The 21,337-nt window shown below is 72.5% G+C and carries 24 protein-coding genes; 12 read left to right on the forward strand and 12 right to left on the reverse strand.

Annotation, left to right across the window (positions count from 1 at the left end):
* Nucleotides 1–77: 77 nt before the first annotated feature.
* Nucleotides 78–1,013: a DUF2332 domain-containing protein gene (locus AB0B68_RS26545; protein WP_357263460.1), complete on the forward strand. Its 936-nt coding sequence runs from the start codon at nucleotides 78–80 to the stop codon at nucleotides 1,011–1,013.
* A gap of 48 nt (nucleotides 1,014–1,061) precedes the next feature.
* Here the strand turns inward: AB0B68_RS26545 and AB0B68_RS26550 are convergent, their stop codons facing one another.
* From AB0B68_RS26550 to AB0B68_RS26560, 3 genes are read right to left on the reverse strand one after another with little or no spacing between them, the layout of a single operon-like run.
* Entirely contained in the window at nucleotides 1,062–2,003 is a 942-nt protein-coding gene (locus AB0B68_RS26550; RefSeq protein WP_357263463.1) for a MerR family transcriptional regulator, read from the reverse strand.
* A 33-nt stretch (nucleotides 2,004–2,036) separates the two neighbouring features.
* Nucleotides 2,037–2,894: an alpha/beta hydrolase gene (locus AB0B68_RS26555; protein ID WP_357263467.1), complete on the reverse strand. Its 858-nt coding sequence runs from the start codon at nucleotides 2,892–2,894 to the stop codon at nucleotides 2,037–2,039.
* Between the two features lie 3 nt (nucleotides 2,895–2,897).
* Nucleotides 2,898–3,461 carry a dihydrofolate reductase family protein gene (locus tag AB0B68_RS26560; protein ID WP_357263470.1) on the reverse strand — a complete coding sequence of 188 codons (564 nt, stop codon included), beginning with the start codon at nucleotides 3,459–3,461 and terminating at the stop codon, nucleotides 2,898–2,900.
* A 139-nt stretch (nucleotides 3,462–3,600) separates the two neighbouring features.
* On the opposite strand from AB0B68_RS26560, the gene AB0B68_RS26565 reads away from it, so the two are divergent.
* Together AB0B68_RS26565 and AB0B68_RS26570 are read left to right on the forward strand one after the other, a co-directional pair.
* Nucleotides 3,601–3,855, forward strand: a complete 255-nt coding sequence (locus tag AB0B68_RS26565; RefSeq protein WP_355009894.1) for a DUF5522 domain-containing protein — start codon at nucleotides 3,601–3,603, stop codon at nucleotides 3,853–3,855.
* A gap of 98 nt (nucleotides 3,856–3,953) precedes the next feature.
* A complete protein-coding gene (locus tag AB0B68_RS26570; protein ID WP_357263474.1) occupies nucleotides 3,954–4,502 on the forward strand; it encodes a hypothetical protein in 549 nt (182 codons plus the stop codon).
* Between the two features lie 19 nt (nucleotides 4,503–4,521).
* On the opposite strand, the gene AB0B68_RS26575 is transcribed toward AB0B68_RS26570, so the two are convergent.
* Complete coding sequence (locus AB0B68_RS26575) at nucleotides 4,522–5,211, reverse strand: metal-dependent transcriptional regulator (protein ID WP_355009892.1); 690 nt, start codon at nucleotides 5,209–5,211, stop codon at nucleotides 4,522–4,524.
* A 100-nt stretch (nucleotides 5,212–5,311) separates the two neighbouring features.
* Between AB0B68_RS26575 and AB0B68_RS26580 the strand changes: the two genes are divergently transcribed.
* Genes AB0B68_RS26580 through AB0B68_RS26590 form a run of 3 tightly spaced genes read left to right on the forward strand, consistent with a single transcriptional unit; the run spans nucleotide 5,312 to nucleotide 9,971 of the window.
* Nucleotides 5,312–6,172 (forward strand): sulfurtransferase, encoded by an 861-nt coding sequence (locus tag AB0B68_RS26580; protein WP_357263477.1) that lies wholly within the window; start codon nucleotides 5,312–5,314, stop codon nucleotides 6,170–6,172.
* A gap of 48 nt (nucleotides 6,173–6,220) precedes the next feature.
* Nucleotides 6,221–7,402 carry an acetoin utilization protein AcuC gene (locus AB0B68_RS26585; protein ID WP_357263480.1) on the forward strand — a complete coding sequence of 394 codons (1,182 nt, stop codon included), beginning with the start codon at nucleotides 6,221–6,223 and terminating at the stop codon, nucleotides 7,400–7,402.
* 13 nt (nucleotides 7,403–7,415) lie between these two features.
* Entirely contained in the window at nucleotides 7,416–9,971 is a 2,556-nt protein-coding gene (locus AB0B68_RS26590; RefSeq protein ID WP_357263483.1) for a GNAT family N-acetyltransferase, read from the forward strand.
* A gap of 10 nt (nucleotides 9,972–9,981) precedes the next feature.
* Here AB0B68_RS26590 and AB0B68_RS26595 read toward each other — a convergent pair whose 3' ends face one another.
* Together AB0B68_RS26595 and sigB are read right to left on the reverse strand one after the other, a co-directional pair.
* Nucleotides 9,982–10,389 (reverse strand): VOC family protein, encoded by a 408-nt coding sequence (locus tag AB0B68_RS26595; protein WP_357208500.1) that lies wholly within the window; start codon nucleotides 10,387–10,389, stop codon nucleotides 9,982–9,984.
* 108 nt (nucleotides 10,390–10,497) lie between these two features.
* On the reverse strand, nucleotides 10,498–11,502 hold the full coding sequence (sigB, locus tag AB0B68_RS26600; RefSeq protein WP_357263486.1) for an RNA polymerase sigma factor SigB: 1,005 nt from the start codon (nucleotides 11,500–11,502) through the stop codon (nucleotides 10,498–10,500).
* 244 nt (nucleotides 11,503–11,746) lie between these two features.
* On the opposite strand from sigB, the gene AB0B68_RS26605 reads away from it, so the two are divergent.
* Nucleotides 11,747–12,535 (forward strand): sporulation protein, encoded by a 789-nt coding sequence (locus AB0B68_RS26605; protein ID WP_357263508.1) that lies wholly within the window; start codon nucleotides 11,747–11,749, stop codon nucleotides 12,533–12,535.
* A 134-nt stretch (nucleotides 12,536–12,669) separates the two neighbouring features.
* Here the strand turns inward: AB0B68_RS26605 and dtd are convergent, their stop codons facing one another.
* Both dtd and AB0B68_RS26615 read right to left on the reverse strand, forming a co-directional pair.
* Nucleotides 12,670–13,092: a D-aminoacyl-tRNA deacylase gene (dtd, locus tag AB0B68_RS26610; RefSeq protein ID WP_357263489.1), complete on the reverse strand. Its 423-nt coding sequence runs from the start codon at nucleotides 13,090–13,092 to the stop codon at nucleotides 12,670–12,672.
* The gene (locus tag AB0B68_RS26615) at nucleotides 13,092–14,576 is read right to left on the reverse strand and encodes a methyltransferase (protein ID WP_357263492.1); all 1,485 of its coding nucleotides are present in this window, start codon (nucleotides 14,574–14,576) and stop codon (nucleotides 13,092–13,094) included. Before AB0B68_RS26615 ends, dtd begins: the two co-directional genes overlap by 1 nt.
* 95 nt (nucleotides 14,577–14,671) lie before the next feature.
* Here AB0B68_RS26615 and AB0B68_RS26620 point away from each other — a divergent pair, with 95 nt between their 5' ends.
* The gene (locus AB0B68_RS26620; protein ID WP_357263511.1) at nucleotides 14,672–15,262 is read left to right on the forward strand and encodes an HhH-GPD-type base excision DNA repair protein; all 591 of its coding nucleotides are present in this window, start codon (nucleotides 14,672–14,674) and stop codon (nucleotides 15,260–15,262) included.
* Between the two features lie 28 nt (nucleotides 15,263–15,290).
* On the opposite strand, the gene AB0B68_RS26625 is transcribed toward AB0B68_RS26620, so the two are convergent.
* Both AB0B68_RS26625 and AB0B68_RS26630 read right to left on the reverse strand, forming a co-directional pair.
* Nucleotides 15,291–15,602: a hypothetical protein gene (locus tag AB0B68_RS26625; protein WP_124858894.1), complete on the reverse strand. Its 312-nt coding sequence runs from the start codon at nucleotides 15,600–15,602 to the stop codon at nucleotides 15,291–15,293.
* A 17-nt stretch (nucleotides 15,603–15,619) separates the two neighbouring features.
* A complete protein-coding gene (locus tag AB0B68_RS26630) occupies nucleotides 15,620–15,904 on the reverse strand; it encodes a hypothetical protein (protein WP_030489374.1) in 285 nt (94 codons plus the stop codon).
* Between the two features lie 104 nt (nucleotides 15,905–16,008).
* On the opposite strand from AB0B68_RS26630, the gene AB0B68_RS26635 reads away from it, so the two are divergent.
* Nucleotides 16,009–16,368, forward strand: coding sequence for a DUF3099 domain-containing protein (locus AB0B68_RS26635; RefSeq protein WP_357204619.1), 360 nt, complete (start codon nucleotides 16,009–16,011; stop codon nucleotides 16,366–16,368).
* Nucleotides 16,369–16,422: 54 nt separating this feature from the next.
* On the opposite strand, the gene AB0B68_RS26640 is transcribed toward AB0B68_RS26635, so the two are convergent.
* Nucleotides 16,423–17,322 (reverse strand): PfkB family carbohydrate kinase, encoded by a 900-nt coding sequence (locus AB0B68_RS26640; RefSeq protein ID WP_357263496.1) that lies wholly within the window; start codon nucleotides 17,320–17,322, stop codon nucleotides 16,423–16,425.
* Nucleotides 17,319–18,254 carry a pseudouridine-5'-phosphate glycosidase gene (locus AB0B68_RS26645; RefSeq protein ID WP_357263499.1) on the reverse strand — a complete coding sequence of 312 codons (936 nt, stop codon included), beginning with the start codon at nucleotides 18,252–18,254 and terminating at the stop codon, nucleotides 17,319–17,321. Before AB0B68_RS26645 ends, AB0B68_RS26640 begins: the two co-directional genes overlap by 4 nt.
* 88 nt (nucleotides 18,255–18,342) lie before the next feature.
* Here AB0B68_RS26645 and AB0B68_RS26650 point away from each other — a divergent pair, with 88 nt between their 5' ends.
* From AB0B68_RS26650 to AB0B68_RS26660, 3 genes are all read left to right on the forward strand, one after another.
* The gene (locus tag AB0B68_RS26650; protein ID WP_007456912.1) at nucleotides 18,343–18,561 is read left to right on the forward strand and encodes a DUF3039 domain-containing protein; all 219 of its coding nucleotides are present in this window, start codon (nucleotides 18,343–18,345) and stop codon (nucleotides 18,559–18,561) included.
* Between the two features lie 40 nt (nucleotides 18,562–18,601).
* Nucleotides 18,602–19,264: a trimeric intracellular cation channel family protein gene (locus AB0B68_RS26655; protein ID WP_355009879.1), complete on the forward strand. Its 663-nt coding sequence runs from the start codon at nucleotides 18,602–18,604 to the stop codon at nucleotides 19,262–19,264.
* A 190-nt stretch (nucleotides 19,265–19,454) separates the two neighbouring features.
* Entirely contained in the window at nucleotides 19,455–21,188 is a 1,734-nt protein-coding gene (locus AB0B68_RS26660; protein ID WP_357263502.1) for a DEAD/DEAH box helicase, read from the forward strand.
* Nucleotides 21,189–21,337: the final 149 nt, after the last annotated feature.

The raw sequence follows: 21,337 nt of genomic DNA on the forward strand, positions 1-21,337 counted from the left end.
GCACTCTACGAGGCGGGTGAGCCGGCGCACGGGAACGGGGGCTGAAATACCGAGGAATGGGCTGCGACGATGAGGCCATGACGACCGCTGAGACGTACGCCGAGTTCGGCAGCCGCGAGGCGCGCGGTGTGTCGCCCACGTACGAGCGCCTGTCGCAGGCGGTCGCCCGCGACGATGACCTGCTCACCCTGCTCGACGGGCTGCCGCCGGCCAAGCGGCAGCCGAATCTGCTGTTCGGCGTCGTCCGTTGGCTCGGTGGCCCGGTCGACGACCCGGCCGCGTTCCACGACTACGTGGTGACGCACTGGCCGGCCATCGAGACGCAGATGCTCACCCGGGCGACCCAGACGAACGAGGCGGGCCGATGCGCGGTCCTGCTGCCGGTGCTCGCCGCGCTACCGCAGCCCCTCGCCCTGCTGGAGGTCGGTGCGTCGGCCGGGCTCTGCCTCTACCCCGACCGGTACGCGTACCGCTACGGCGACCATCAGGTCGGCTCGGGTGAGCCGCTTCTCGACTGCGCGGCCAGCGGGTTGGTGCCGCCGGCAGGCGTACCCCGGGTGGTGTGGCGGGCCGGGCTCGACCTCAACCCGCTCGACGTGACCGACAGCGACGACGTGTCCTGGTTGGACGCGCTGATCTGGCCGGAACAGGCCCATCGGCGGGCCCGGCTGCGCGCCGCGGCGGCGGTGGCCGCGGCCGACCCGCCGTTGTTGGTCCGCGGTGACCTGGTGGACGATCTGCCGGCGCTGGCCGCGCGGGCGCCGACCGATGCGACGCTGGTGGTCTTCCACACGTCCGTGCTCTATCAGGTGCCGTCCCCGCGCCGGGACGCGTTCGTCCGGTTGGTCGGCGAGCTGCCGGGGCACTGGGTGGCGAACGAGGCGCCAACGGTGCTCCGGTACGACGGGCTGCCCGCCCCGCCGAGCGACGCGCTGCACAACGTCCTCGCGCTCGACGGAAAGCCGCTGGCCTGGACCAGAGGCCACGGTCAGTCGCTCACCTGGTTCGGCTGACGTCACCGGGCCGACCGGCGGCCAGGCCGTTGGTTCGACCCGGTCAGCTCAGCGGGCCGGCTCGGACATCCGGTGGCGAAGGGCCCGGATGAACCAGTCCACCGCAGGCGTCGTCGCATCGCCTGTCGACCAGCCGTTGAGCACCGCCAACAGGTCGAGGTAGCGGTCCCGGCGGGGGTCGTTGGCAGGCACCAGCCGGTCGAGCAACCGCTGACGCAGGTCGGCCTCGTCGGAGTGACCGTGCAGGTTCGCGTACCGGTTGGTGACGGCCGCGACCACCGGACCGGCGTCCGGGCTGGTCGGGTCGAGACCGGCCGCGAGGGCGGGTGCCACCGCGTCCCGGACCAGCGCGACGGCGTCCGGGCGGGGCAGCCCCGGGATGTCGTGGTCGGCGGCGTGCTGCCGCGCGAGCCGTCGCATCCGGGCCCGGAACTCCCGGTCCCGGCACAACTCGGCCAGCTCCAGCCACGCCTCGACCTGCTCAGTGCTCGGGTCGTCGGGAAGCTCCGGTGTCATGGAGACGATCACACCCTGGTACGCGGTCTGGTCGCCGAGGCCGGCGAATACGCCGTCCAGGAACTCCGCCACCAACTGCCCGCGTTCGCGGGTGCTGAGCTGGGCCAGCCGGTGCAGCTCATCCACCTCGGTCGGGCTCGACCCGCGTTTCGCCGCGACGGTGAGCACCGCCTGGCGCAGCCGCAGCACCCGGATCTGCACGGCCAACGCCTCGGCGTGCGCGGCGGCCACCTCGTGCAGGGGCACCTCGTCATTGACCACCCGCCGGATGGTGGCCAGGTCCAGGCCCAGGTCACGCAACGTCCGGACCAGCTCCAACCGGGCCACGGCCGCCGGGCCGTACCGCCGGTAGCCGGCCGGGCTCCGATCGGTCGGCGGCACGATCCCGCTGTCGGCGTAGTACCGGATGGTCTTGACGCTCAGGCCGGTTCGTCGGGCCAGCTCGCCGATCGTGTGACGCGTCTCCCCGCTCATGCCCCCACCCTCGCGCCTCCCCCCGGTGGAGACTCAAGCACCATCCGAGCCGGCGAGGAATGCCGCGACCGTCGCGGTGAACACCTCGGCGTCGTCGAGCCACGGGTAGTGCCCGGCGCCCGGCTGGACGACCAGCGTGGCGCGCGGACTCAGCTCGGCGAACCGGGCCACCAGTCCTGGCGGCGCGGCCAGGTCGACCGCACCGGCGAGCAGCAGCACCGGGCCTCGATGCGCGGCGAGCGCCGTACGAGTGGCCGGCGGATCGAAGGCGCCTTCGGAGCTGAAGACCCCTGCCGCCTCGTCGTTGCGCTGACCATCCTCGGCCGCCTGATGCGCCCGTGCCGTCTCGTCCCACCGCCCGTAGAGGAACGGCGCGATTGCCTGCCGGGCGTCCGGGTCGGCCTGACCTGAGAGGACCGACTCCAACGCCGCTGCCGCCGCTGGAAACCACGGCTCGTCGGCCCGGGGCTGGATGACCTCCTGGCGCTGGGCAGCGGTCACCTCCAGCCCGACCGCTCGGATGCTCGGGTTGATGAGCGCGAGTCGGCCCACCCGATCGGGGTGCCGGGTCAGGTATCGCAGAGCCAGGTTGGCGCCGGCGGAGTGCCCGAGCAGATCCAGCCGGTCGAGGCCCAGGTGTCCGCGTAGCGCCTCCACATCGTCGACCATGCGGTCGCAGCGGTAGGTCGAGACGTCCGCTGGGGCCTCCGAGCGGCCGGTGCCCCGCGGATCGAGGATGACAAGCGTCCGGTGTGCGCCCAGACCGCCGAGGTCACCGAGGTACGCGGCGTCGCGCATCGGCCCGCCCGGCAGGCAGACGAGCGGGTCTCCAACCCCGACCGTCCGGTACGCGAGGGTGGTTCCGTCGATCCCGGCGAAGGTGCTGATCATCGGTCAGCGGACCCGCTGGTGGCGGAGCAGGACCACGCCGTTGCCGAAGACGCGGCTCTCCGCCAGCCGCAGACCAGTCGGGGTCTCGGCGTCGGGGAAGAGTCGGCGGCCCCGACCGACAAGCACCGGGTGAACGTAGATCCGGTACTCGTCGATCAGGTCGTGTCGGGCGAACGTCGCGGCCAGGTCGGCCCCACCGAGCGCCAGGTCGCCGCCCGGTTCGGCGGTGAGTTTGCGGACCTGCTCCACGTCGACCTCGCGCACGACTGTGGAGTTCCAGTCGGCGTGGTCGAGGGTGCGCGAATAGACGATCTTTGGCATGTCCCGCCAGATCCGGGCGAACTCGCGCTCCGGGCCGCTGGCGGTCGGGTCCTGATCGGCGGTCGGCCAGTAGGCGGCCATCAGCTCGTAGCTGACCCGGCCGTTGAGGAACCCGCCCATCGGGGCGATCACGTCGTTGAAGTGCTGGTGCAACTCCTCGTCGACCTGGTGCCAACTGATGTCGCCACCCGGGCCTTCGAAGAACCCGTCCAACGACAGGCTCATCTGCACAACGATCTTCCGCATCGCGTCTCCTCCGTAGGATCCGATGGTTGTCGACCTCGATCGTCGTCGGACCGTACGACGAAACGCGACCACGCCGGGGGCATGTCGCCGGATTCCAGGCAGCGGGAGGCCGACACCGCACCGTCCCTAGACTGCTGCGGTGAGCGAAGAGCGGAAACCCCTGGCCGGCCGGCCGCTCACCGAGCCGCACCCCTCCCGGCTGTCCCCGGAGCACCCCGACCGGGCCCGGATCCTCGCCGCGCACACCGCCGCGTTGGCCGCCGGTGAGGCTGGTTACCTCGACCCGGCGAGCGGGCTGTTCGTGCTCAGCGCCGGCTTCCTGGCCCGTCGTGGCACGTGCTGCGGGCGCGGCTGCCGGCACTGTCCGTACGTGGACGATCCACCGTCGGAATAGGCGTCAGCGGGGGCTTTCGCCCGACACCGACACCCCGTACGGTGTCCGACGGACACCTGGCGGGCGCCTTCCGCCGTCGGTCGGCGAGAGGGTGGAACGTGCGCGGGCGGATCATGGTCGCCGGGCTGGCCGGGCTGCTGGTGAGCGGGTGCGCCGACGAGGCGGAGCCGGTGGCGGTGCCGCCGCCGGTGCCGATCGCGGTGGACGTGGCGGCGGCCTCCTCGGGCGGCGCCTGCCGTCTGCTGGACTTCGCGGTGATCGAGCAGGTGGTGAAGGTCCGCTTCGACGTGGCGGCGGCCAGCGAGCAGGGCGACACCCACACCTGTGTGGTCCGGGCCGCGGGTGCCACCCTGCCGGAGTTGGCGCTCAGCGTGACCGAGACCACGATCGACAAGACCACCTTCGGCGCGGACGTGGTGCCGGACAAGGCGGCGAAGGTCACCGGGCTGGGTCAGCAGGCGTACAAGCGGACCACCGCGGCGGCGAGCGGGCACGGGCCGGTCGCCGAAGTCGGCTGGCTGGCCGGCGACGGAAGGCTGGCCACGGTGAGTTGGACCACGGCCCGTGGCAGTGAGCGCTCGGCGGCGGAGAAGCTGACCGGTGACCTGACCGCGTTGGCGAAAAAGGTGGACACCCGGGCGTTGTGACGCCCGGATGCCCGGTTGATCAGTTGGCGGCGACGAAGACCCGGGAGGCGACCTCGCGGGGCAGCCGCACCCGGTCACCGGAGCGGTCGATCGACACCCCGTCGCGCTCCTGGGCCACTGTCACAGTGGCGCCCGGGTCGACACCGGCGGCGTGCAGCTGACGCAGCACGTCGCCGTCGGTCTGCACGCTCTCGCAGATCCGGCGGACCACCACCGGCCCGGAGAGGCCGGGGAAGGCCAGGTTGCGCTCACCCTCGGCGGCCTCGGTCGCTTCCGCCTCGGGGGAGCCCAGCTCCTCCAGACCCGGGATCGGGTTGCCGTACGGGGAGCGGGTCGGCCGGTTGAGCAGGTCGTAGACCCGCTTCTCCACCGCGTCGCTCATCACGTGCTCCCAGCGGCAGGCCTCCTCGTGGGCCTCCTCGTAGGGCATCCCGATGACGTTGACCAGCAGCAGCTCGGCGAGGCGGTGCTTGCGCATCACGGAAACGGCCGAGCCGCGACCCAGCGCGGTGAGCGTGAGGTGTCGGTCACCCTCGACGGTGAGCAGGCCGTCGCGCTCCATCCGGGCGACGGTCTGGCTCACTGTGGGGCCGCTCTGTCGTAGCCGCTCGGCGATCCTGGCACGCAGCGGCGGCACCCCCTCCTCTTCGAGTTCGAGGATGGTGCGCAGGTACATTTCGGTCGTGTCGACCAGGTCGTGAGACTTCATAACGTCAGCGGCCCTCCGGTGCACGATGGTACCTCGGGTGAACGGCCGACGACCGTCGCCGAACCGCATGCCGTCCCGCCGAATGGTGTTGGATGTCGCCATGTCCGGTACCCAGGAGCCGTTGGTCGAGGTCGACCGGCTCGCCGCCGAGCTCGACCAGGTCGACCCGCCCACCCTGCTCGACGTCCGCTGGCGGCTCATCGGCCCGCCCGGGCACGACGACTACCTCGCCGGCCACCTGCCGGGGGCCGTCTTCGTCGACCTGGACACCGCGCTCTGTGGGGTGCCGGGCGTCGGCGGCCGGCACCCGTTGCCCGACCCGGCAGCGTTGCAGGCGGCTCTGCGGGCCGCCGGCGTCCGCGCCGGTCACCCCGTGGTGGTGTACGACGGCGGCGACGGCATGGCCGCCTCGCGGGCCTGGTGGACGCTGCGCTGGGCCGGCCACCGGCCGGTGCGCCTGCTGCACGGTGGCTATCCGGCCTGGGTCGCCGCCGGCCGACCCGTCTCCACCGACGCGCCCGCCCCACCGCCCGGTGACATCGTGGTGCGCCCCGGGGATCTCCCGGTGCTCGACGCCGGGCAGGCCGCCGCGTTGGCCGCCGCGGACGATGCCGTGCTGCTCGACGTACGGGCGGCGCCCCGCTACCGGGGCGAGGTCGAGCCGATCGACCCGGTGGCCGGGCACGTGCCGGGAGCGGCGAACCTGCCCGCCGGGGAGTACGTCGGCCCGGACGGACGTTTCCTGCCCGCCGACGTGCTGAGTGAGCGGTTCGCCGCCGCCGGGGTGACCGAGGGGCGGGCCGTCGCGGCGTACTGCGGCTCGGGGGTGACCGCCGCCCAGGCGGTGCTGGCGCTGCACCTGGCCGGCCGGACGGACGCCGCGCTCTACGTTGGATCGTGGAGCAACTGGGTGGCGGACCCGGCCCGACCGGTCGCCTCGGGGTCGACACCCGGTCGCTGACCAGCGCGTGCGGTGGGCCCGCGCCGATCCTCGTGCGACGATGGGCTCATGTCCGACGACACTGTGGTGGTGTGGGACGAGTCGCTGCTCGCCTACGACATGGGTGACCATCCACTCGACCCGGTCCGGGTGGAGCTGACCATCGCGCTCGCCCGCGAGCTGGGCATCCTGAATCGGCCAGGGGTGCGGATGGTCAAGCCGGAGCCCGCCGACGACGCCCTGCTCACCCGGGTGCACGCGCCGGCCTACCTCGCCGCCGTGCGCAACGCGCCGCGCGACCCGCTCTTCGCCGGGTACGGGCTGGGCACCTCCGACAACCCGGTCTTCGAGGGCATGCACGAGTCCAGCGCGCTCATCGCCGGCGCGACGGTTGCCGCCGCCGAGGCGGTCTGGCGCGGCGACGCCCGGCGGGCGGTGAACGTGGCCGGTGGGCTGCACCACGCCATGTCCGCCCGAGCCTCCGGCTTCTGTGTCTACAACGACCCCGCAGTGGCCATCGCCCGTCTGCTCGACCTGGGCGCCGAGCGGGTCGCGTACGTGGACGTCGACGTGCACCACGGCGACGGCGTGCAGGACATCTTCTGGAACGACCCACGGGTGCTGACGGTCAGCCTGCACGAGACCCCGCTGGCGCTCTTCCCGGGCACGGGTTTCCCGGACGAGACGGGTGGGCCGGGTGCGCAGGGCACCGCCGTCAACATGCCGTTGCCGCCGGGTGTCGACGACAGCGGCTGGCAGCGCGCGTTCCACGCGACAGTGCCGTCGGTGCTGCGCGCGTTCAAGCCGCAGATACTGGTCAGCCAGTGTGGCGCCGACGGCCACCGGCTGGATCCGCTCGCCGATCTCAACCTGACGGTGGACGGGCAGCGGGCCACCTACCTGGCGCTGCGGGCGCTCGCCGACGAGCTGTGCGACGGCCGGTGGGTGGCCACCGGCGGCGGCGGGTACGCGCTCGTCGAGGTGGTGCCCCGGGCCTGGAGTCACCTGCTGGCAGTGGCCACCGGTGACCCGATCGACCCGGCCACGCTCACCCCACCCGCGTGGCGGGACCTGGTCACCTCCCGAGGTCTGGGCCGGGAGGTGCCGCTGCGGATGACCGACGACGCCGACCCGTCGTACGAGCCGTGGCAGCCGACCGGCGAGCCGAACGCGGTGGACCGGGCGATCGCGGCCACCCGCAAGACGGTCTTCCCGCTGCTCGGGCTCGACCCGCACGATCCGCGGGACTGAGCCGGGCCGTTCGGTGACGAGTCTGGACCAGCCGGTCGACGTGCTGCTCAGCGATGGCAGCACTGTCCAGTTGCGACCGATCGACCCGGCCGATGCGCCGGGCATCGTGGCGATGCACAGCCGGTTCTCCGAGCGCACCCGCTACCTGCGGTACTTCTCGCCGTACCCACGCATCCCGGAACGGGATCTGATCCGTTTCGTCACGGTGGACCACCACGACCGGGAGGCGTTCGTGGTGCTGGCCGCCGACCAGATCGTCGCTGTCGGCCGGTACGAGCGGCTCGGCCCCCAGGCCCCCGAGGCGGAGGTGGCCTTCGTGGTGGAGGACGCCTACCAGGGGCGGGGGATCGGCTCGGTGCTGATGGAGCACCTGGCCGACGCGGCCCGGCGCAACGACATCATGAGCTTCGTCGCGGAGGTGCTGCCGGCCAACGGGACGATGCTGCGGGTCTTCGCCGACTTCGGCTACCAGGTCCAGCGCGAGTACGCCGACGGCGTGGTCCACCTGAGCTTCCCCATCGCGCCCACCGAGGCCAGCCTGGAGGTGCAGCGCGGCCGGGAGCACCGCACCGAGGCCCGCTCGATCGCCCGGCTGCTCGCCCCGCGCGGCATCGTCGTCTACGGTGCCAGCGCCACCGGCCAGGGCGTCGGCGCGGCGGTGCTCGGGCACCTGCGCGACGGCGGGTTCACCGGTGCGGTGGTGCCGGTGCATCCGAGCGCGTCGACAGTGGCGGGCCTCCCCGCGTACCCGTCGGCTGTTGCTGCCGGAGCGCCGGTGGACCTGGCGGTGGTGGCGGTCCCACCGGAAGCGGCGACCGCTGTGGTCGCCGACGCCGCCGCCGCGGGGGTGCACGGCCTGGTGGTCATCTCGGCCGGCTTCGCCGAGGCCGGCGGCGAGGGCGCGGCCACCCAGCGGGCGCTGGTCCGCGCGGCGCACGCGGCCGGCATGCGGGTCGTCGGCCCGAACTGCCTGGGCGTGGCCAACACCGACCCGACGGTACGCCTCAACGCCACCCTCGCCCCGGCGTTGCCGCCGGCCGGCCGGGTCGGCATCTTCAGTCAGTCCGGTGCGTTCGGGGTGGCGCTGCTGGCCGAGGCGGACCGGCGGGGCCTCGGGCTGTCCAGCTTCGTCTCGGCCGGCAACCGGGCCGACGTCTCCGGCAACGACCTCCTGCAGTACTGGCAGGACGACAGCGGCACCGACGTGATCATGCTCTACCTGGAGACCTTCGGGAACCCGCGCAAGTTCGCCCGGCTGGCCCGGCGGATCGGCCGCGCCAAACCGGTGGTCGCGCTCGCCTCGCCGGCCCGACCGCCAGGGGTCGGTGACGCCGTCGGGCCGGACGAGGTGGCGGTGGCGGCGCTCTTCGCCCAGTCCGGGGTGATTCGGGTGGACACCGTGCCGGAGCTGCTCGACGTGGGTGTGCTGCTGGCCAACCAGCCGTTGCCGGCCGGCGGCCGGGTCGGTGTGGTCGGCAACTCCTCGGCCCTCACCGGGCTCGCCGCGACCGCCTGCGTCGGGCACGGGCTGAGCGTGGCCGACGGATACCCCCGCGACGTCGGGCCGAGCGCCGGTGCCGCCGAGTTCGCCGCCGCGCTCGCCGAGACGGCCGCCGACGAACGGGTGGACGCCCTGGTGGTGGTCTTCGCCCCGCCGCTTCCCGGCCAGCTGACCGAGGTGGACGCCGACGTGACCGCCGCGCTGCCGGCCGCCCTCGCGTTGGGCAAGCCGACAGTGGCGACGTTCCTGGTCGGGCGGCTGCCACCGGGGGTGCCGGCGTACGGCGGCGTGGAGGAGGCGGTCCACGCGCTCGCCCGCGCCCACCGGTACGCCGAATGGCTTCGCCGCCCACCCGGGGTGGCACCGGAGCTGCCCGACGTCGATCGGGCCGCCGCGCAGGCCGCGCTGCGAGCCGACGGCACCGACCCGGGTGCGCTGCTGGCCGCGTACGGCATCGACGTGGTGGCCTCGGTGTCTGTCGACTCGGTCGACGCTGCTGTCGACGCGGCGGCGCGGCTGGGCTTCCCGGTTGCGCTCAAGGCTGCCGCTCCCGGGTTGCGGCACCGACTCGACCTCGGCGCGGTCCGGCTGGACCTGCCCGACGAGCCGACCCTCCGCCGGGCGTACACCGACCTGGCGGCGACCTTCGGCGCGGACGCCCTGGTGCAGCCGATGGTCCCGCCCGGCGTGGCCTGCGTGGTGGAGGTGGTGGAAGACCCCGCGTTCGGGCCGGTGGTCGGCTTCGGCCTGGGCGGCGTCGCCACCGAGCTGCTCGGCGATCGGGCGTGGCGGGCGGTGCCGCTGACCGACACCGACGCGGCCGAGCTGGTCGACGAGCCTCGGGCGGCGCCGCTGCTGCGCGGGCACCGGGGGGCCGCACCGGTCGACCTGGCGGCCCTGGCCGATCTGCTGCTACGGGTGGGTCAGCTCGCCGACGAACAACCCCGGGTGCGCTCGCTGACCCTCAACCCGGTGCTCGCCCGCCCGGATGGCATCTCGATCCTGCACGCGCAGGTGGGGGTGGGTGGCGTGGTCGCCCGTCCGGACACCGGCCCCCGCCGCCTGTGAGCGTGCCCGGTCAGGCACGGCTGGAGATCTGCTGGACGCCCCAGGTGTTGCCGTCCGGGTCGGCGAAGAAGATGAAGCCCACATTGTCCAGTGGATCCGGCACCGGCCGGGGGTTCTGACCGACCACCTGGATCTCGCTGACCTCCACACCCCGTTCGACCAGCTCCTCGTGGGCCCGCTTCAGGTCGGGCACCACCAGTTGCAGGCCCTTGAGTGAGCCGGGAGGCATCTCCGGGACGACGCCCTTGCCGATCACGACCGAGCAGCCCGAGCCGGGCGGCGTCAGCTGGACGATGCGCGCGTCGTCACTGATCACGGTGTCGTGGTCCACAGTGAAGCCGAGCTGTTCGGCGTAGAACTTCTTTGCCCGGTCCACGTCCGAGACCGGCACGATCACCACTTCGAGTGTCCAGTTCATGGTCGTTCTCCTCGGTCGTCGGCCGGTGGGCGGTGTCCCCAGTCAAGCACCCCGACAGCACGGAAGGCCCCGGCGAACCGCCGGGGCCTTCCGTGGGAACCGGGTGCGTCAGCAGGCGTACGCCTCCAGGCGCTGAGCCCGCTCCGGGGCGCGCAGCTTCAGCAGCGTCACCTTCTCGATCTGTCGGATCCGCTCCCGGGACAGGCCGAACTCCCGACCGACCTCGTCCAGGGTGCGCTGACGGCCGTCGTCCAGGCCGAATCGGAGGCGGATGACCGCCTGTTCCCGCTGGGACAGGGTGGAGAGCACGATGCTGACCTCGTTGCGCAGCTCGCCCTGGGCGGCGGCGTCGCCCGGCTCGGTGCGCGGGTCCACCGAGGCCACGAAGTCACCGAGCGCGCTCTCACCGTCGTCGCCGACGGCCTGGTCCAGGCTGACCGGCTCCCGGTCGTAGGAGATCAGCTCGATGACCTGGATCTCGGGGACCTCCAGCGCGCGGGCCACCTCGGCGACAGTCGGTTCGCGGCCCAGCGTCACCGCCAGTTCGCGGCGGGCCCGGACCATCCGGTTGACCTGCTCGACCATGTGCACGGGAATGCGGATGGTGCGGGCCTGGTCGGCCATCGCGCGGGTGATGGCCTGCCGGATCCACCAGGTGGCGTACGTGGAGAACTTGTAGCCCTTGGCGTAGTCGAACTTCTCCACGGCCCGGATCAGACCGAGGTTGCCCTCCTGGATCAGGTCGAGAAACGCCATGCCACGGCCCGTGTAGCGCTTGGCGATGCTGACCACCAGCCGCAGGTTCGCCTCCAACAGGTGGTCCTTGGCCGCCCGACCCTCGGCGACGATCAGCTCCAGATCGGCTCGCAGCTCCGCGGAGACCGGGGTGCAGGTGGCCAGCTTCTCGTCGGCGAACAGGCCGGCCTCGATGCGCCGGGCCAGGTCGACCTCCTGCGCGGCGGTCAGCAGCTTCGTCCGGCCGATGCCGTTGAGGTAGGCCCGGACCAGGTCGGTGGAGATGCCGCGCTCGTCGGTGGCGTCCAGGTCGACAAGGGCCTCGGGGGCCCCGTCAGTGTCGGTCGTGGTGGCCGGGCGCGTCCGGTGTTCCGTCATCTGCAGGACCATCTCTGTCTCTCCCCGTTTCCACGTCGGTGCCGTGTTCCCGGCCCAGTGGTGCCGGTGTGACAACAGCTTGGCGGGCGGGGCGTAAAACGGGAGTGAGGCGATCGGGCACCCGACAGGAATCGCGTCAGATCGCTGGTGCGGTGTGTCGTCGAAGTGTGTGGTTGCCCGCCCCGGCTACGTTGCGGACGGCCGGCCACCTCTGGCCAGCCGGAAACGACAGTTGGAGGACGGTGTGGTCTTCAAGCGGCTCATGAAGGCGATGGGCGTCGGTGGTCCGTCGGTGGAGACGGTGCTGGCCAACCCGAACTGCCGCCCGGGCGGCCAGTTGGAGGGCCGGATCCAGGTGCTGGGCGGCGACCACCAGGTCGACATCGACCACGTCACCCTCGGCCTGGTCACCCGGGTCGAGGTGGAGAGCGGTGACAACGACTACGACACCACTCAGGAGTTCCACCGCCAGCAGGTCACCGGCGCGTTCCGGCTGGAGCCGGGGCAGCGCTACGACCTCCCGTTCCGCTTCGACGTGCCGTGGGAGACACCGGTCACCGAGCTGTGCGGGCAGCACCTGCACGGGATGACGATGGGCCTGCGTACCGAGCTGGAGGTCGCCCGCGCGGTCGACAAGGGGGACCTGGACGCCGTGTCGGTGCACCCACTGCCGGCGCAGGAGCGACTGCTGGACGCGCTGCTGCGGCTGGGATTCCGGTTCGCACGCGCCGATGTGGAGCGCGGTCACATCTACGGCGTACGCCAGACGTTGCCGTTCTACCAGGAGATCGAGTTCAGCCCGGCGCCGCAGTACGCCCGCTCGATCAACCAGTTGGAGGTCACCTTCATCGCCGACGCCCAGCAGATGCAGGTGGTGCTGGAGGTCGACAAGCGCGGCGGCGTCTTCACGGAGGGCCGGGACGCCTTCGGTCGGTTCACCGTCGACCACGCCACCGCCGACCGCACCGACTGGACCGTCGAACTCGACAACTGGCTCCGCCAGTCCCTGACCCGCCGAGGCCTCTTCTCCTAACCTCACCCCCTCTTTTGCGCGTTGATCATGAAGTTATTGCCCCGACACGCCGAGGCGAAGGGCAACAACTTCATGATCAACGGAGGTGGGGCGGGGCGGGGCGGGGCGGGTGGATTGGGTGGGGTGGGCTGGGGTTAGAGGTCTAGGAGGAGGGTTTGGGGGCCTATGTTGGTGCTTTCCACCACCATGTGGGCGCGGAAGCGGCCGGTCTCCACCTTCGCTCCTCGTTCGCGTAGGGCGTCGACCACCGCTGTCACCAGTGGCTCGGCGACCTCGGCGGGGGCGGCGGCGGACCAGCTCGGTCGGCGGCCCTTGCGGGCGTCGCCGTAGAGGGTGAACTGGCTGACCACCAGGATCGGCGCGCCGGTGTCGGCGGCGGACCGCTCCCCGTCCAGGATGCGTACCTCGTGCACCTTGCGGGCCATCGTCCGAGCCGTCTCCGCGGTGTCGGTGTGGGTCACGCCGAGCAGCACCAGCAGGCCGTTCTCGATCGCACCGACCACCTCACCGTCCACCGTCACGCTGGCCCGCCCGACTGTCTGCACCACCGCCCGCATCAGGCGTTCACCGGCTCGATGAAGCCGCGCTCCACCAGGTGCGCCACGATCGGGCCGGCGGCCTCGGCCATCTCGTCGGGCTCGACGTCGTGCGCGGCGGCGAGCAGGGCGAGCTGGTCACGCAGCGGCAGCCGGCCGTCGGCGCCACCGACCAGCGCCAGTACCAGCGGGTCGATCTCCTCGGTCCAGCGCAGGCCGTGCGGCATCGCGAGGACCTGGCGGTCCACCCCCCAGCCCTCGTCGCCCATGGTGGCCTCCTGTCGCAGTTGGAGGCCCTCGGCGGCCCGGTAGCGCTCGGCGAGCAACGCTTCGGTGTCGCGTACCCGGAGGAAGTCCTGGCGGTCGAACCAGGCGGCGACCTGATCGCCCAGCGGCGGCTGCACCTGCTGGCGCAGATCCTCCACCCGGACCACCGGGTCGGCATGCCCACCACGACGCAGCGACACGATGCCGAAGCCGATGCTCTCCACCTTGTGCGCGTCGAACCAGTCCAGCCAGGCGGCCATCCGCTGCGGGTCGGCGGTCTCGGCGGCGTCGGTGAGCCACAGGTCGACGTACGCCATCGGGTCGGCCACCTCGCGTTGGATCACCCAGGCGTCCAGGCCGGTCCCGGCGAACCAGCCGGCCACCCGCTCGTCCCACTCCTCGCCGGCGACGTGCACCCAGTTGGCCAGGTACTGCATGGTGCCGCCGTCGGTGAGCAGGCCCGGGGCGGCGGCGGCCAGTTCCGCGCCGATCGCGTCACCGACCCGGCCGGAGTCGCGGTACACGTGCGTGGTGGTGCCCGGGCCGACCACGAACGGTGGGTTGCTCACCACCAGGTCGAACCGCCGACCGGCCACCGGGGCGACCAGGTCGCCGCGGAGCAGCTCCCAGTTCTGACCGTTGAGGGCGGCGGTGGTCGCGGCGAAGCGCAGCGCCCGCTCGGAGAGGTCGGTGGCGGTCACCGAGTCGGCGTGCGTGCCCAGGTGCAGGGCCTGGACGCCGGAGCCGGTGCCCAGGTCCAGCGCGGTGCCGACCGGTCGGCGCACGGTCGCGCCGATCAGCGTGTGGGTGGCTCCCCCGATCCCGAGGACGTGCTCGGCGTGCAACGGGCGACCCGGGCGGGCGCTGGCCGGCACGTCGGCGAGCACCCACCAGTCCTCGCCGTACGGTTCCAGGTCGACGCCGGCACGCAGGCCGTCGCCGTATCGCTCGACCAGCCCGCCGGCCAGGGCCTCCGCCAGGTTCAGCGGTGTCAGCGCGGCAGCCACCGCCGCCTCCGGCTCGGTCTGGTCGCAGATGAACACCCGGATCAGGGTGCCGAGCGGGTCGCCGTCCTCGGTGGCGCGCAGCGCGGCCCGGTAGTCGTTGCGGGCGACCGCCGCGGTCGCCTGCGCGCCCAGCCGCTCGGCGATGCCGTGGCTGGTGAAACCGGTCCGGGTCAGCGCGGTGCGCAGCGCGTCGACACCGGCGGGGGAGAGCAGCATGTCGTGTTCGTCCACCCCGACATCCTGCCTTCCGTCGCGTCCCGGGTCAGCGTCACCCGCCGGAAGGTGTCGGAGCGTCGGTGTCCGCCCGGACCGGTGCGCCGGGCAGGATGGTCGGCATGACGCTCGTGCTGCCCATCGACCCCGAAGCGAACCGGCTGCTGGAGCGCAGCCCACTGGCCCTGCTCCTCGGCATGGTCCTGGATCAACAGGTGCCGATGGAGAAGGCGTTCTCCTCGCCGTACGTGCTGGCGCAGCGGCTCGGCCACGAGCTGGACGCGGCGGAGCTGGCCGGGTACGACCCGGAGGCCCTGGTCGCGCTCTTCGCCCAGCCGCCCGCGCTGCACCGGTTTCCCAAGGCCATGGCGGCCCGGGTGCAGGAGGTCTGCCAGGTGCTGGTGGAGCGGTACGACGGTGACGCTGCGCTGCTCTGGGCCGAGGTCGCCGACGGGCCGGAGTTGCTGCGCCGGGTCTCCGCGCTGCCCGGCTTCGGCAAGCAGAAGGCGCAGATCTTCGTGGCCCTGCTCGGCAAGCGGTTCGGGGTGACCCCGCAGGACTGGCGGAAGGCGGCCGGGGACTACGGCGATCCGGGCGCCTACCGGTCGGTGGCCGACGTCACCGACGCCGATTCGCTGCGTCGGGTGCGGGAGTTCAAGCAGCAGATGAAGGCGGCAGCCAAGGCGAAGGCCGCCGGCGGCTGACCAACCGGCCTGGTGAGGCGTGCTCGGCTCAGGCGGCGGTGGGGTGCGCCAGCGAGGCCAGCGCGCGCCGGACGTCGGCCAGCGACACGGTCGCCGAGTCGTCCAGGTCGGCCAGGCCGGCCTCGATCCACTGGCGCATCAGCGTGGTGACCCCGATGCCCCTGGCGTCGGCGGCAGCGCGGACCCGCTCGTAGGTGTCCAGTGGTAGCCGCACCGAGCGGCTCACCATCGGCACGTCGCTGTCGGGGGTGGGCAGCTCCGCCGCCGGGCTCTCGTCGATCAGCTCGGCGATTCGTTCGCCGCCGCCGTGGAACTGCTTGGTCGCGTCGTTACGGTGCATCGTCACGGCCTCCTCATCTACCGAGATCTCCGCACGGCCTCGTCGTAGCGCTTGGACTCGACGTCGCTCAACTCGCGGGCGGAGAGAATGTCCCAGTCGTTGTCGGTGCCATCGGCCTCGGCGAGCAGCACCGCCAGCCTGCGGCCCCGACGGGCGGCGGCGTAGACCACCATCACGTCGTCACCCAGATGACGGATGACCCGTCGGGCGCTGTGCAGCGCCTCCCAGACTTCCCCGGGTGTGACGTCGTAGACCCTCAGGTTGGCCAACGCCTCGTCGGTGAAGCTGAACCTGCTGCCCACATCGCGGAGCGTACCACGCACGTAACACGTGGCGGGATGAGACGAAGTTCGCTGATCACGGACCTGCGGTGACAGGATGAGGCGTAACCCCCTCGAGGAGGTCCATGGTGAAGCGTCAGGCGTACCAGCCGATTCTGATCACCGACGCCTCGCGCAGCCAGGGTGATCAGCTCAACAGCCGTCAGCGCCGCTATGTCCTGATGATGGGCATCCGGGTGGCCTGCATCATCGTCGGCGCGATCCTGGTCGGTGCGAACGCCCCACTGCTCTGGCTCTGGCTGCCGTTGTGCGCCCTGGGCATGGTGCTCATCCCCTGGCTGGCCGTGCTGCTGGCCAACGACCGGCCGCCGAAGGAAGAGCACCGGCTGGCCAACCGGTTCCACCGCCGTCAGCAGGACGACACCCCGCCGATGAGCCTCACCGCCGAGGAGCGCCCACACAAGGTCATCGACGCCGAACCCTGACCCGCGAACGGGCCAGGGTTCGAGCAGCCGGGCGGTGGCCGCGCGCCGGCCGCGCTACGCCTGTGGCCGAGCCCCGGCGGTGGAGACGGCCAGCGCGCCCAGGTCGGTGGCGCGACCCAGTGCCGCGGTCGGAGTGGCACCGGCGAGCCACGCGGTGAGCAGACCGGCCGCGAACGCGTCGCCCGCGCCCGTGACGTCCACCACCGCCACCCGGTTGGCCGGAGCCACGCAGACCGGCGTGGTGCGATCCACCCAGACCGCGCCGGCCGCACCGCGCTTCACCACCACCCGTCGAGCCGTCGCCGACAGCACCCGCCCCTGCGCCGCCGGGTCCAGGCCGCCGGCCAGCACCGTGGCCTCGTCCGCGTTGACCAGGAGCAGGTCGATGTCGCGTACCCAACTCAGGAACACCGCCGCGCCGACCCGCCGCAACGGCGCCGCAGAGGCTGCGTCGACGCTGATGGTGAGCCCGCGCTCGCGGGCGGAGGCCAACGCCCGCAGCCCCGCGCCGCGCGACTCAGCGTCCAACAGGGTGTACGCGGACAGGTGCAGATGCCCAGCGTCGGGCACCGCCGCGAGGGCCTGCTCGACGTGGGCGGCGCTCAACCGCAGGTTCGCGCCCCGCTGGCTGACCATGGTGCGCTCGTCGTCGGCGGCCAACACGATGACGGTGCCGGTCGGGGCGCCGTCGATCCGCTCGATGGCGCAGTCGACGCCGGCCCGTTCCAGCTCGGCCACCCGGTCCCGCCCGGCGTCGTCGTCACCGACGGCCCCGACGAGCGTGACGTCCACCCGCTGCGCGGCGATCCAGGCGGCGGTGTTGGCCGCCTGACCGCCGCCGCCGAGGCTGATGGCGGCCCCGGTGTCCGAGCCGGCAGCCAGCGGTCCGGACAACACGGCGACCACATCGGTGATCACGTCGCCGACGACGACCATCCGGCCCGGTCGGGTCATGCCGGGACGGCGGTGCCGCGGGCCACCGAGGCGACCGCGATCCGCGCGGCCAGGTCGGCGTTGCGCAGGATGATCCGTACGTTCACCGCCAGGCTCGCGCCCTCGGTTGCCGAGTGGAAGTGCGCGAGCAGGTATGGGGTGACGGCCTTTCCGGTGATGCCGTCCCGCTCCAGCAGGGCCAGGCCCTCGGTGAGAGTCCGGTCGTGCAACTCCGGGTCGAGCTGTTCGTCGACCGGCAGCGGGTTGGCGATGAGCAGCCCGCCGGTGTGCACGGCGTGTTCGTCCCGGGCGGCGAGCACGGCGGCGACCTGCTCCGGCGAGTCCACCGACCAGTCCAGGTCGAAGCCGGCGTCGGTCAGGTAGAAGCCGGGGAACCGGCGGGTGCGGTAACCGACGACAGCGACCCCGAGGGTCTCCAGCCGCTCCAGCGTCGCGCCCACGTCGAGGATCGACTTGACCCCGGCGCAGACCACAGCGATCGGGGTCTGCGCCAGGGTGACCAGGTCCGCCGACTCGTCGAAGGTGTGCTCGGCCTCCCGGTGCACCCCACCCAGCCCGCCGGTGGCGAACACGCCGATGCCGGCGGCGGCGGCCACCGCACTGGTGGCGGCGACGGTGGTCGCGCCGTCCGCGCCGGTCGCGGCGGCGACCGCGAGGTCGCGGACGGAGAGCTTGGTCACGCCGTCGACCGTGGCCAGCCGGGTCAGCTGTGCGTCGTCCAGGCCGACCACCAGCTCACCGGCGATCATGCCGATCGTCGCCGGAACGGCCCCGGCCTCCCGAACCGTCCGCTCGATCTCCCTGGCCACGCGCAGGTTCTCCGGTCGGGGAAGCCCGTGCGAGACGATGGTGCTCTCCAGGGCGACGACGGGTCGGCCGTCGCGCTGGGCTTCGGCCACCTCGGTGCCGTAGCTGATGCGAAAGTCAGTCACACGGGCACCGTACGGGGTGGGGCCCCCGCCGGGCTCAAGTGGACCCGGCCGTGATGACCTGCCAAACTTGTCCGTCGGAGGTGTAGACGTGAGCACAGAGGTTCTCGAGCGTCCGGAGCTGAAGGACGCCGACACCGGTCCCGAGATGTTCCATTACGTCCGCAAGGAGAAGATCGCCGAAAGCGCCGTCATGGGCACTTTCGTCGTCGCTCTCTGCGGCGAAACCTTCCCGGTCACCAAGGCGGCCAAGCCGGGTTCGCCGGTCTGCCCCAAGTGCAAGGAGATCTACGACTCGTACCGTGAGTGAACCCCGGCCGGTGCTCCGGCCGGCGACGTAGCCTGCGGCGGTGACCACCTCCACCGCCCTGCTCTTCGCCGACCTGACCGGGGTGGCGGTGTTCGCCGCGTCCGGGGCCTCGGCGGCGGTGGCCAAGCGACTGGACCTGTTCGGTGTCGCGTTCGTCGGCTTCGTCGCCGCCCTCGGCGGTGGGATCCTGCGGGACCTGGTCATCGACGAGGTGCCGCCGCTGGCCTTCGCCGACTGGCGGTACGCGGCCACTGCCGCGATCACCGCGCTCGCCGTCTTCTGGCTGCACCCGCAACTGGCCCGACTGCGCACCACAGTGCTGGTGCTGGACGCGGCCGGCCTGGCGCTGTTCACCGTCACCGGCACGCTCAAGGCGCTCGACGCCCGGGTGCCGGCGGTCGGGGCCTGCCTGATCGGCATGCTCACCGCCATCGGCGGCGGGCTCGGCCGCGACCTGCTCACCGCCGAGATCCCGGTCGTGCTGCGCCGGGAGATCTACGCGCTGGCCGCGCTGGCCGGTTCGATCCTGGTGGTGCTGCTGTACGTCACCGGGCAGACCGGGCCCGTCCCGCTCACCGCCGCCGCCGTCCTGGTCTTCGGGCTGCGCCTGATCGCGCTGCGTCGACGCTGGTCCGCGCCGGTGGCGACGCTGCGCCCGCCGCGCGCCGACGGGGCGGATCCACGCACCGACCGGGAATGGTGAGACGGTCGGGCCGCTGTTCGCTCGGGTGCGGGATTGTGACCAGCGTGGCGTCGCCTGGGCCCGACGGCCCGTGCTGGTTATGCTGAGTCGGCCTTCGCGGCAGCTTCTGCGCGGAGGCGTTTTCATGGGCGGCGGATCCTCGTGGCCCTCGCCCGGGGTCCGCCATCGTGCGGTCGGAGAGGAGCTTCGCGTGGCAGCCCGGACGCCGGTGCTCGAGACGTTCCCCGCGCTACGCGCCTGGCAGCGCAAGGCGATGGTGGAATACCTGCGTCGCCGTACCGAGGACTTCACCGCGGTCGCCACTCCCGGCGCCGGCAAGACCACCTTCGCCCTGCGGATCGCGGCCGAGTTGCTCGGTGACGGCACCGTGGAGGCGGTCACTGTGGTCGCCCCGACCGAGCACCTGAAGAGCCAGTGGGCAGACGCGGCGGCCCGGGTGGGCATCCAACTCGACGCCGCCTTCCGCAACGCCGACCTGCACTCCTCGGCCGACTTCCACGGCGCGGTGATCACCTACGCGCAGGTGGGGATGGCCCCGCAGGTGCACCGACGGCGCACCATGACCCGACGCACCCTGGTCATCCTCGACGAGATCCACCACGCCGGCGACTCCCGCTCCTGGGGCGACGGGGTGAAGAACGCCTTCGAACCCGCCGTACGCCGGCTGATGCTCACCGGGACACCGTTCCGCTCCGACGACAACCCGATCCCGTTCGTCAGCTACGAGCGGGGCGGGGACGGGCTGCTGCGCTCCCGCGCCGACTCGGTGTACGGCTACTCCGACGCGCTGCGCGACGGGGTGGTCCGGCCGGTGCTCTTCCTGGCGTACTCCGGGGAGACCCGCTGGCGTACCAACGCGGGGGAGGAACTGGCCGCCCGGCTGGGCGAGCCGATGACCCAGGACCTGGTGGCCCAGGCGTGGCGTACCGCCCTGGACCCGGCCGGCGACTGGATGCCGCAGGTGCTGCGGGCCGCCGACGCCCGACTCACGGTGCTGCGCAACGCGGGCATGGCCGACGCCGGTGGTTTGATCATCGCCACCGATCAGCAGACCGCCCGCTCCTACGCCAAGCTCATCGAGCAGGTGACCGGTGAGAAGGCCGCCGTGGTGCTCTCCGACGACCAGGGCGCGTCCGCGCGGATCGCGACGTTCGCGGCGTCCGACCAGCGATGGATGGTCGCGGTGCGGATGGTGTCCGAGGGGGTCGACATCCCACGACTGGCAGTCGGGGTCTACGCCACCAGCGCCAGCACGCCGCTGTACTTCGCCCAGGCGATCGGCCGGTTCGTGCGGGCCCGCCGGCCCGGGGAGACCGCGTCGGTGTTCCTGCCCAGCGTGCCGCACCTGCTCGGGCTGGCCAGCGAGATGGAGACCGAGCGCGACCACGTACTCGGTAAACCCAAGGAAGCCGACGGTCTCGACGACGACCTGCTGGAACGCGCGCAGCGCGACGACCAGGCCAGCGGGGAACTGGAGAAGCGGTTCGCGGCGCTCTCGGCCACCGCCGAGCTGGACCAGGTGATCTTCGACGGCGCGTCGTTCGGCACCGCGGCCCAGGCCGGCACCCCCGAGGAAGAGGAATACCTCGGCCTGCCCGGTCTGCTCACCGCCGACCAGGTTTCGCTGCTGCTCACCAAGCGCCAAGCCGCACAGCTCGCCGCCCAACGCCGTCGTACGGCCGACGGGGCCGCTCAGCCGGCCGCTGCGGCCACGGCAGCGCCGCCCGCACCCATGAGCGCCGCCCAGCGTCGCGTGGCGCTCCGGCGCCAACTGAACGCTCTGGTGGCCGCCCGACACCACCGCACCGGCCAGCCGCACGGCAAGATCCATGCCGAGCTGCGCCGACTCTGCGGCGGGCCGCCGAGCGCCCAGGCCACCATCGAGCAGCTTGAGGAACGCATCGCCACCGTGCAGACCCTCTAGACGCGGCCGCTGTGGCGGGCCGGTGGCCGGTCGGCTGCGCCCGTACCCCCGCAGGTTACGGCGACTACGGCTACGACCCGACCGCTGTCGACAGCCAGTACGACCGGGTCCGGGACGTCTTCGTCTACGACAGCGAGGGCCGACTGGTG

Source organism: Micromonospora sp. NPDC049049, from assembly GCF_040649115.1.
Lineage (GTDB): Bacteria > Actinomycetota > Actinomycetes > Mycobacteriales > Micromonosporaceae > Micromonospora.

What these genes read in the sequence shown, in the direction of transcription:
- AB0B68_RS26560 (WP_357263470.1), bottom strand. Translation starts at nt 3,461, where the DNA reads ATGCGGAAGATCGTTGTGCAGATGAGCCTGTCGTTGGACGGGTTCTTC.
- sigB (WP_357263486.1), bottom strand. Translation starts at nt 11,502, where the DNA reads ATGACGGAACACCGGACGCGCCCGGCCACCACGACCGACACTGACGGG.
- AB0B68_RS26580 (WP_357263477.1), top strand. Translation starts at nt 5,312, where the DNA reads ATGTCCGGTACCCAGGAGCCGTTGGTCGAGGTCGACCGGCTCGCCGCC.
- dtd (WP_357263489.1), bottom strand. Translation starts at nt 13,092, where the DNA reads ATGCGGGCGGTGGTGCAGACAGTCGGGCGGGCCAGCGTGACGGTGGAC.
- AB0B68_RS26635 (WP_357204619.1), top strand. Translation starts at nt 16,009, where the DNA reads ATGGTGAAGCGTCAGGCGTACCAGCCGATTCTGATCACCGACGCCTCG.
- AB0B68_RS26640 (WP_357263496.1), bottom strand. Translation starts at nt 17,322, where the DNA reads ATGACCCGACCGGGCCGGATGGTCGTCGTCGGCGACGTGATCACCGAT.
- AB0B68_RS26545 (WP_357263460.1), top strand. Translation starts at nt 78, where the DNA reads ATGACGACCGCTGAGACGTACGCCGAGTTCGGCAGCCGCGAGGCGCGC.
- AB0B68_RS26575 (WP_355009892.1), bottom strand. Translation starts at nt 5,211, where the DNA reads ATGAAGTCTCACGACCTGGTCGACACGACCGAAATGTACCTGCGCACC.
- AB0B68_RS26620 (WP_357263511.1), top strand. Translation starts at nt 14,672, where the DNA reads ATGGTCGGCATGACGCTCGTGCTGCCCATCGACCCCGAAGCGAACCGG.
- AB0B68_RS26585 (WP_357263480.1), top strand. Translation starts at nt 6,221, where the DNA reads ATGTCCGACGACACTGTGGTGGTGTGGGACGAGTCGCTGCTCGCCTAC.
- AB0B68_RS26625 (WP_124858894.1), bottom strand. Translation starts at nt 15,602, where the DNA reads ATGCACCGTAACGACGCGACCAAGCAGTTCCACGGCGGCGGCGAACGA.
- AB0B68_RS26555 (WP_357263467.1), bottom strand. Translation starts at nt 2,894, where the DNA reads ATGATCAGCACCTTCGCCGGGATCGACGGAACCACCCTCGCGTACCGG.
- AB0B68_RS26550 (WP_357263463.1), bottom strand. Translation starts at nt 2,003, where the DNA reads ATGAGCGGGGAGACGCGTCACACGATCGGCGAGCTGGCCCGACGAACC.
- AB0B68_RS26595 (WP_357208500.1), bottom strand. Translation starts at nt 10,389, where the DNA reads ATGAACTGGACACTCGAAGTGGTGATCGTGCCGGTCTCGGACGTGGAC.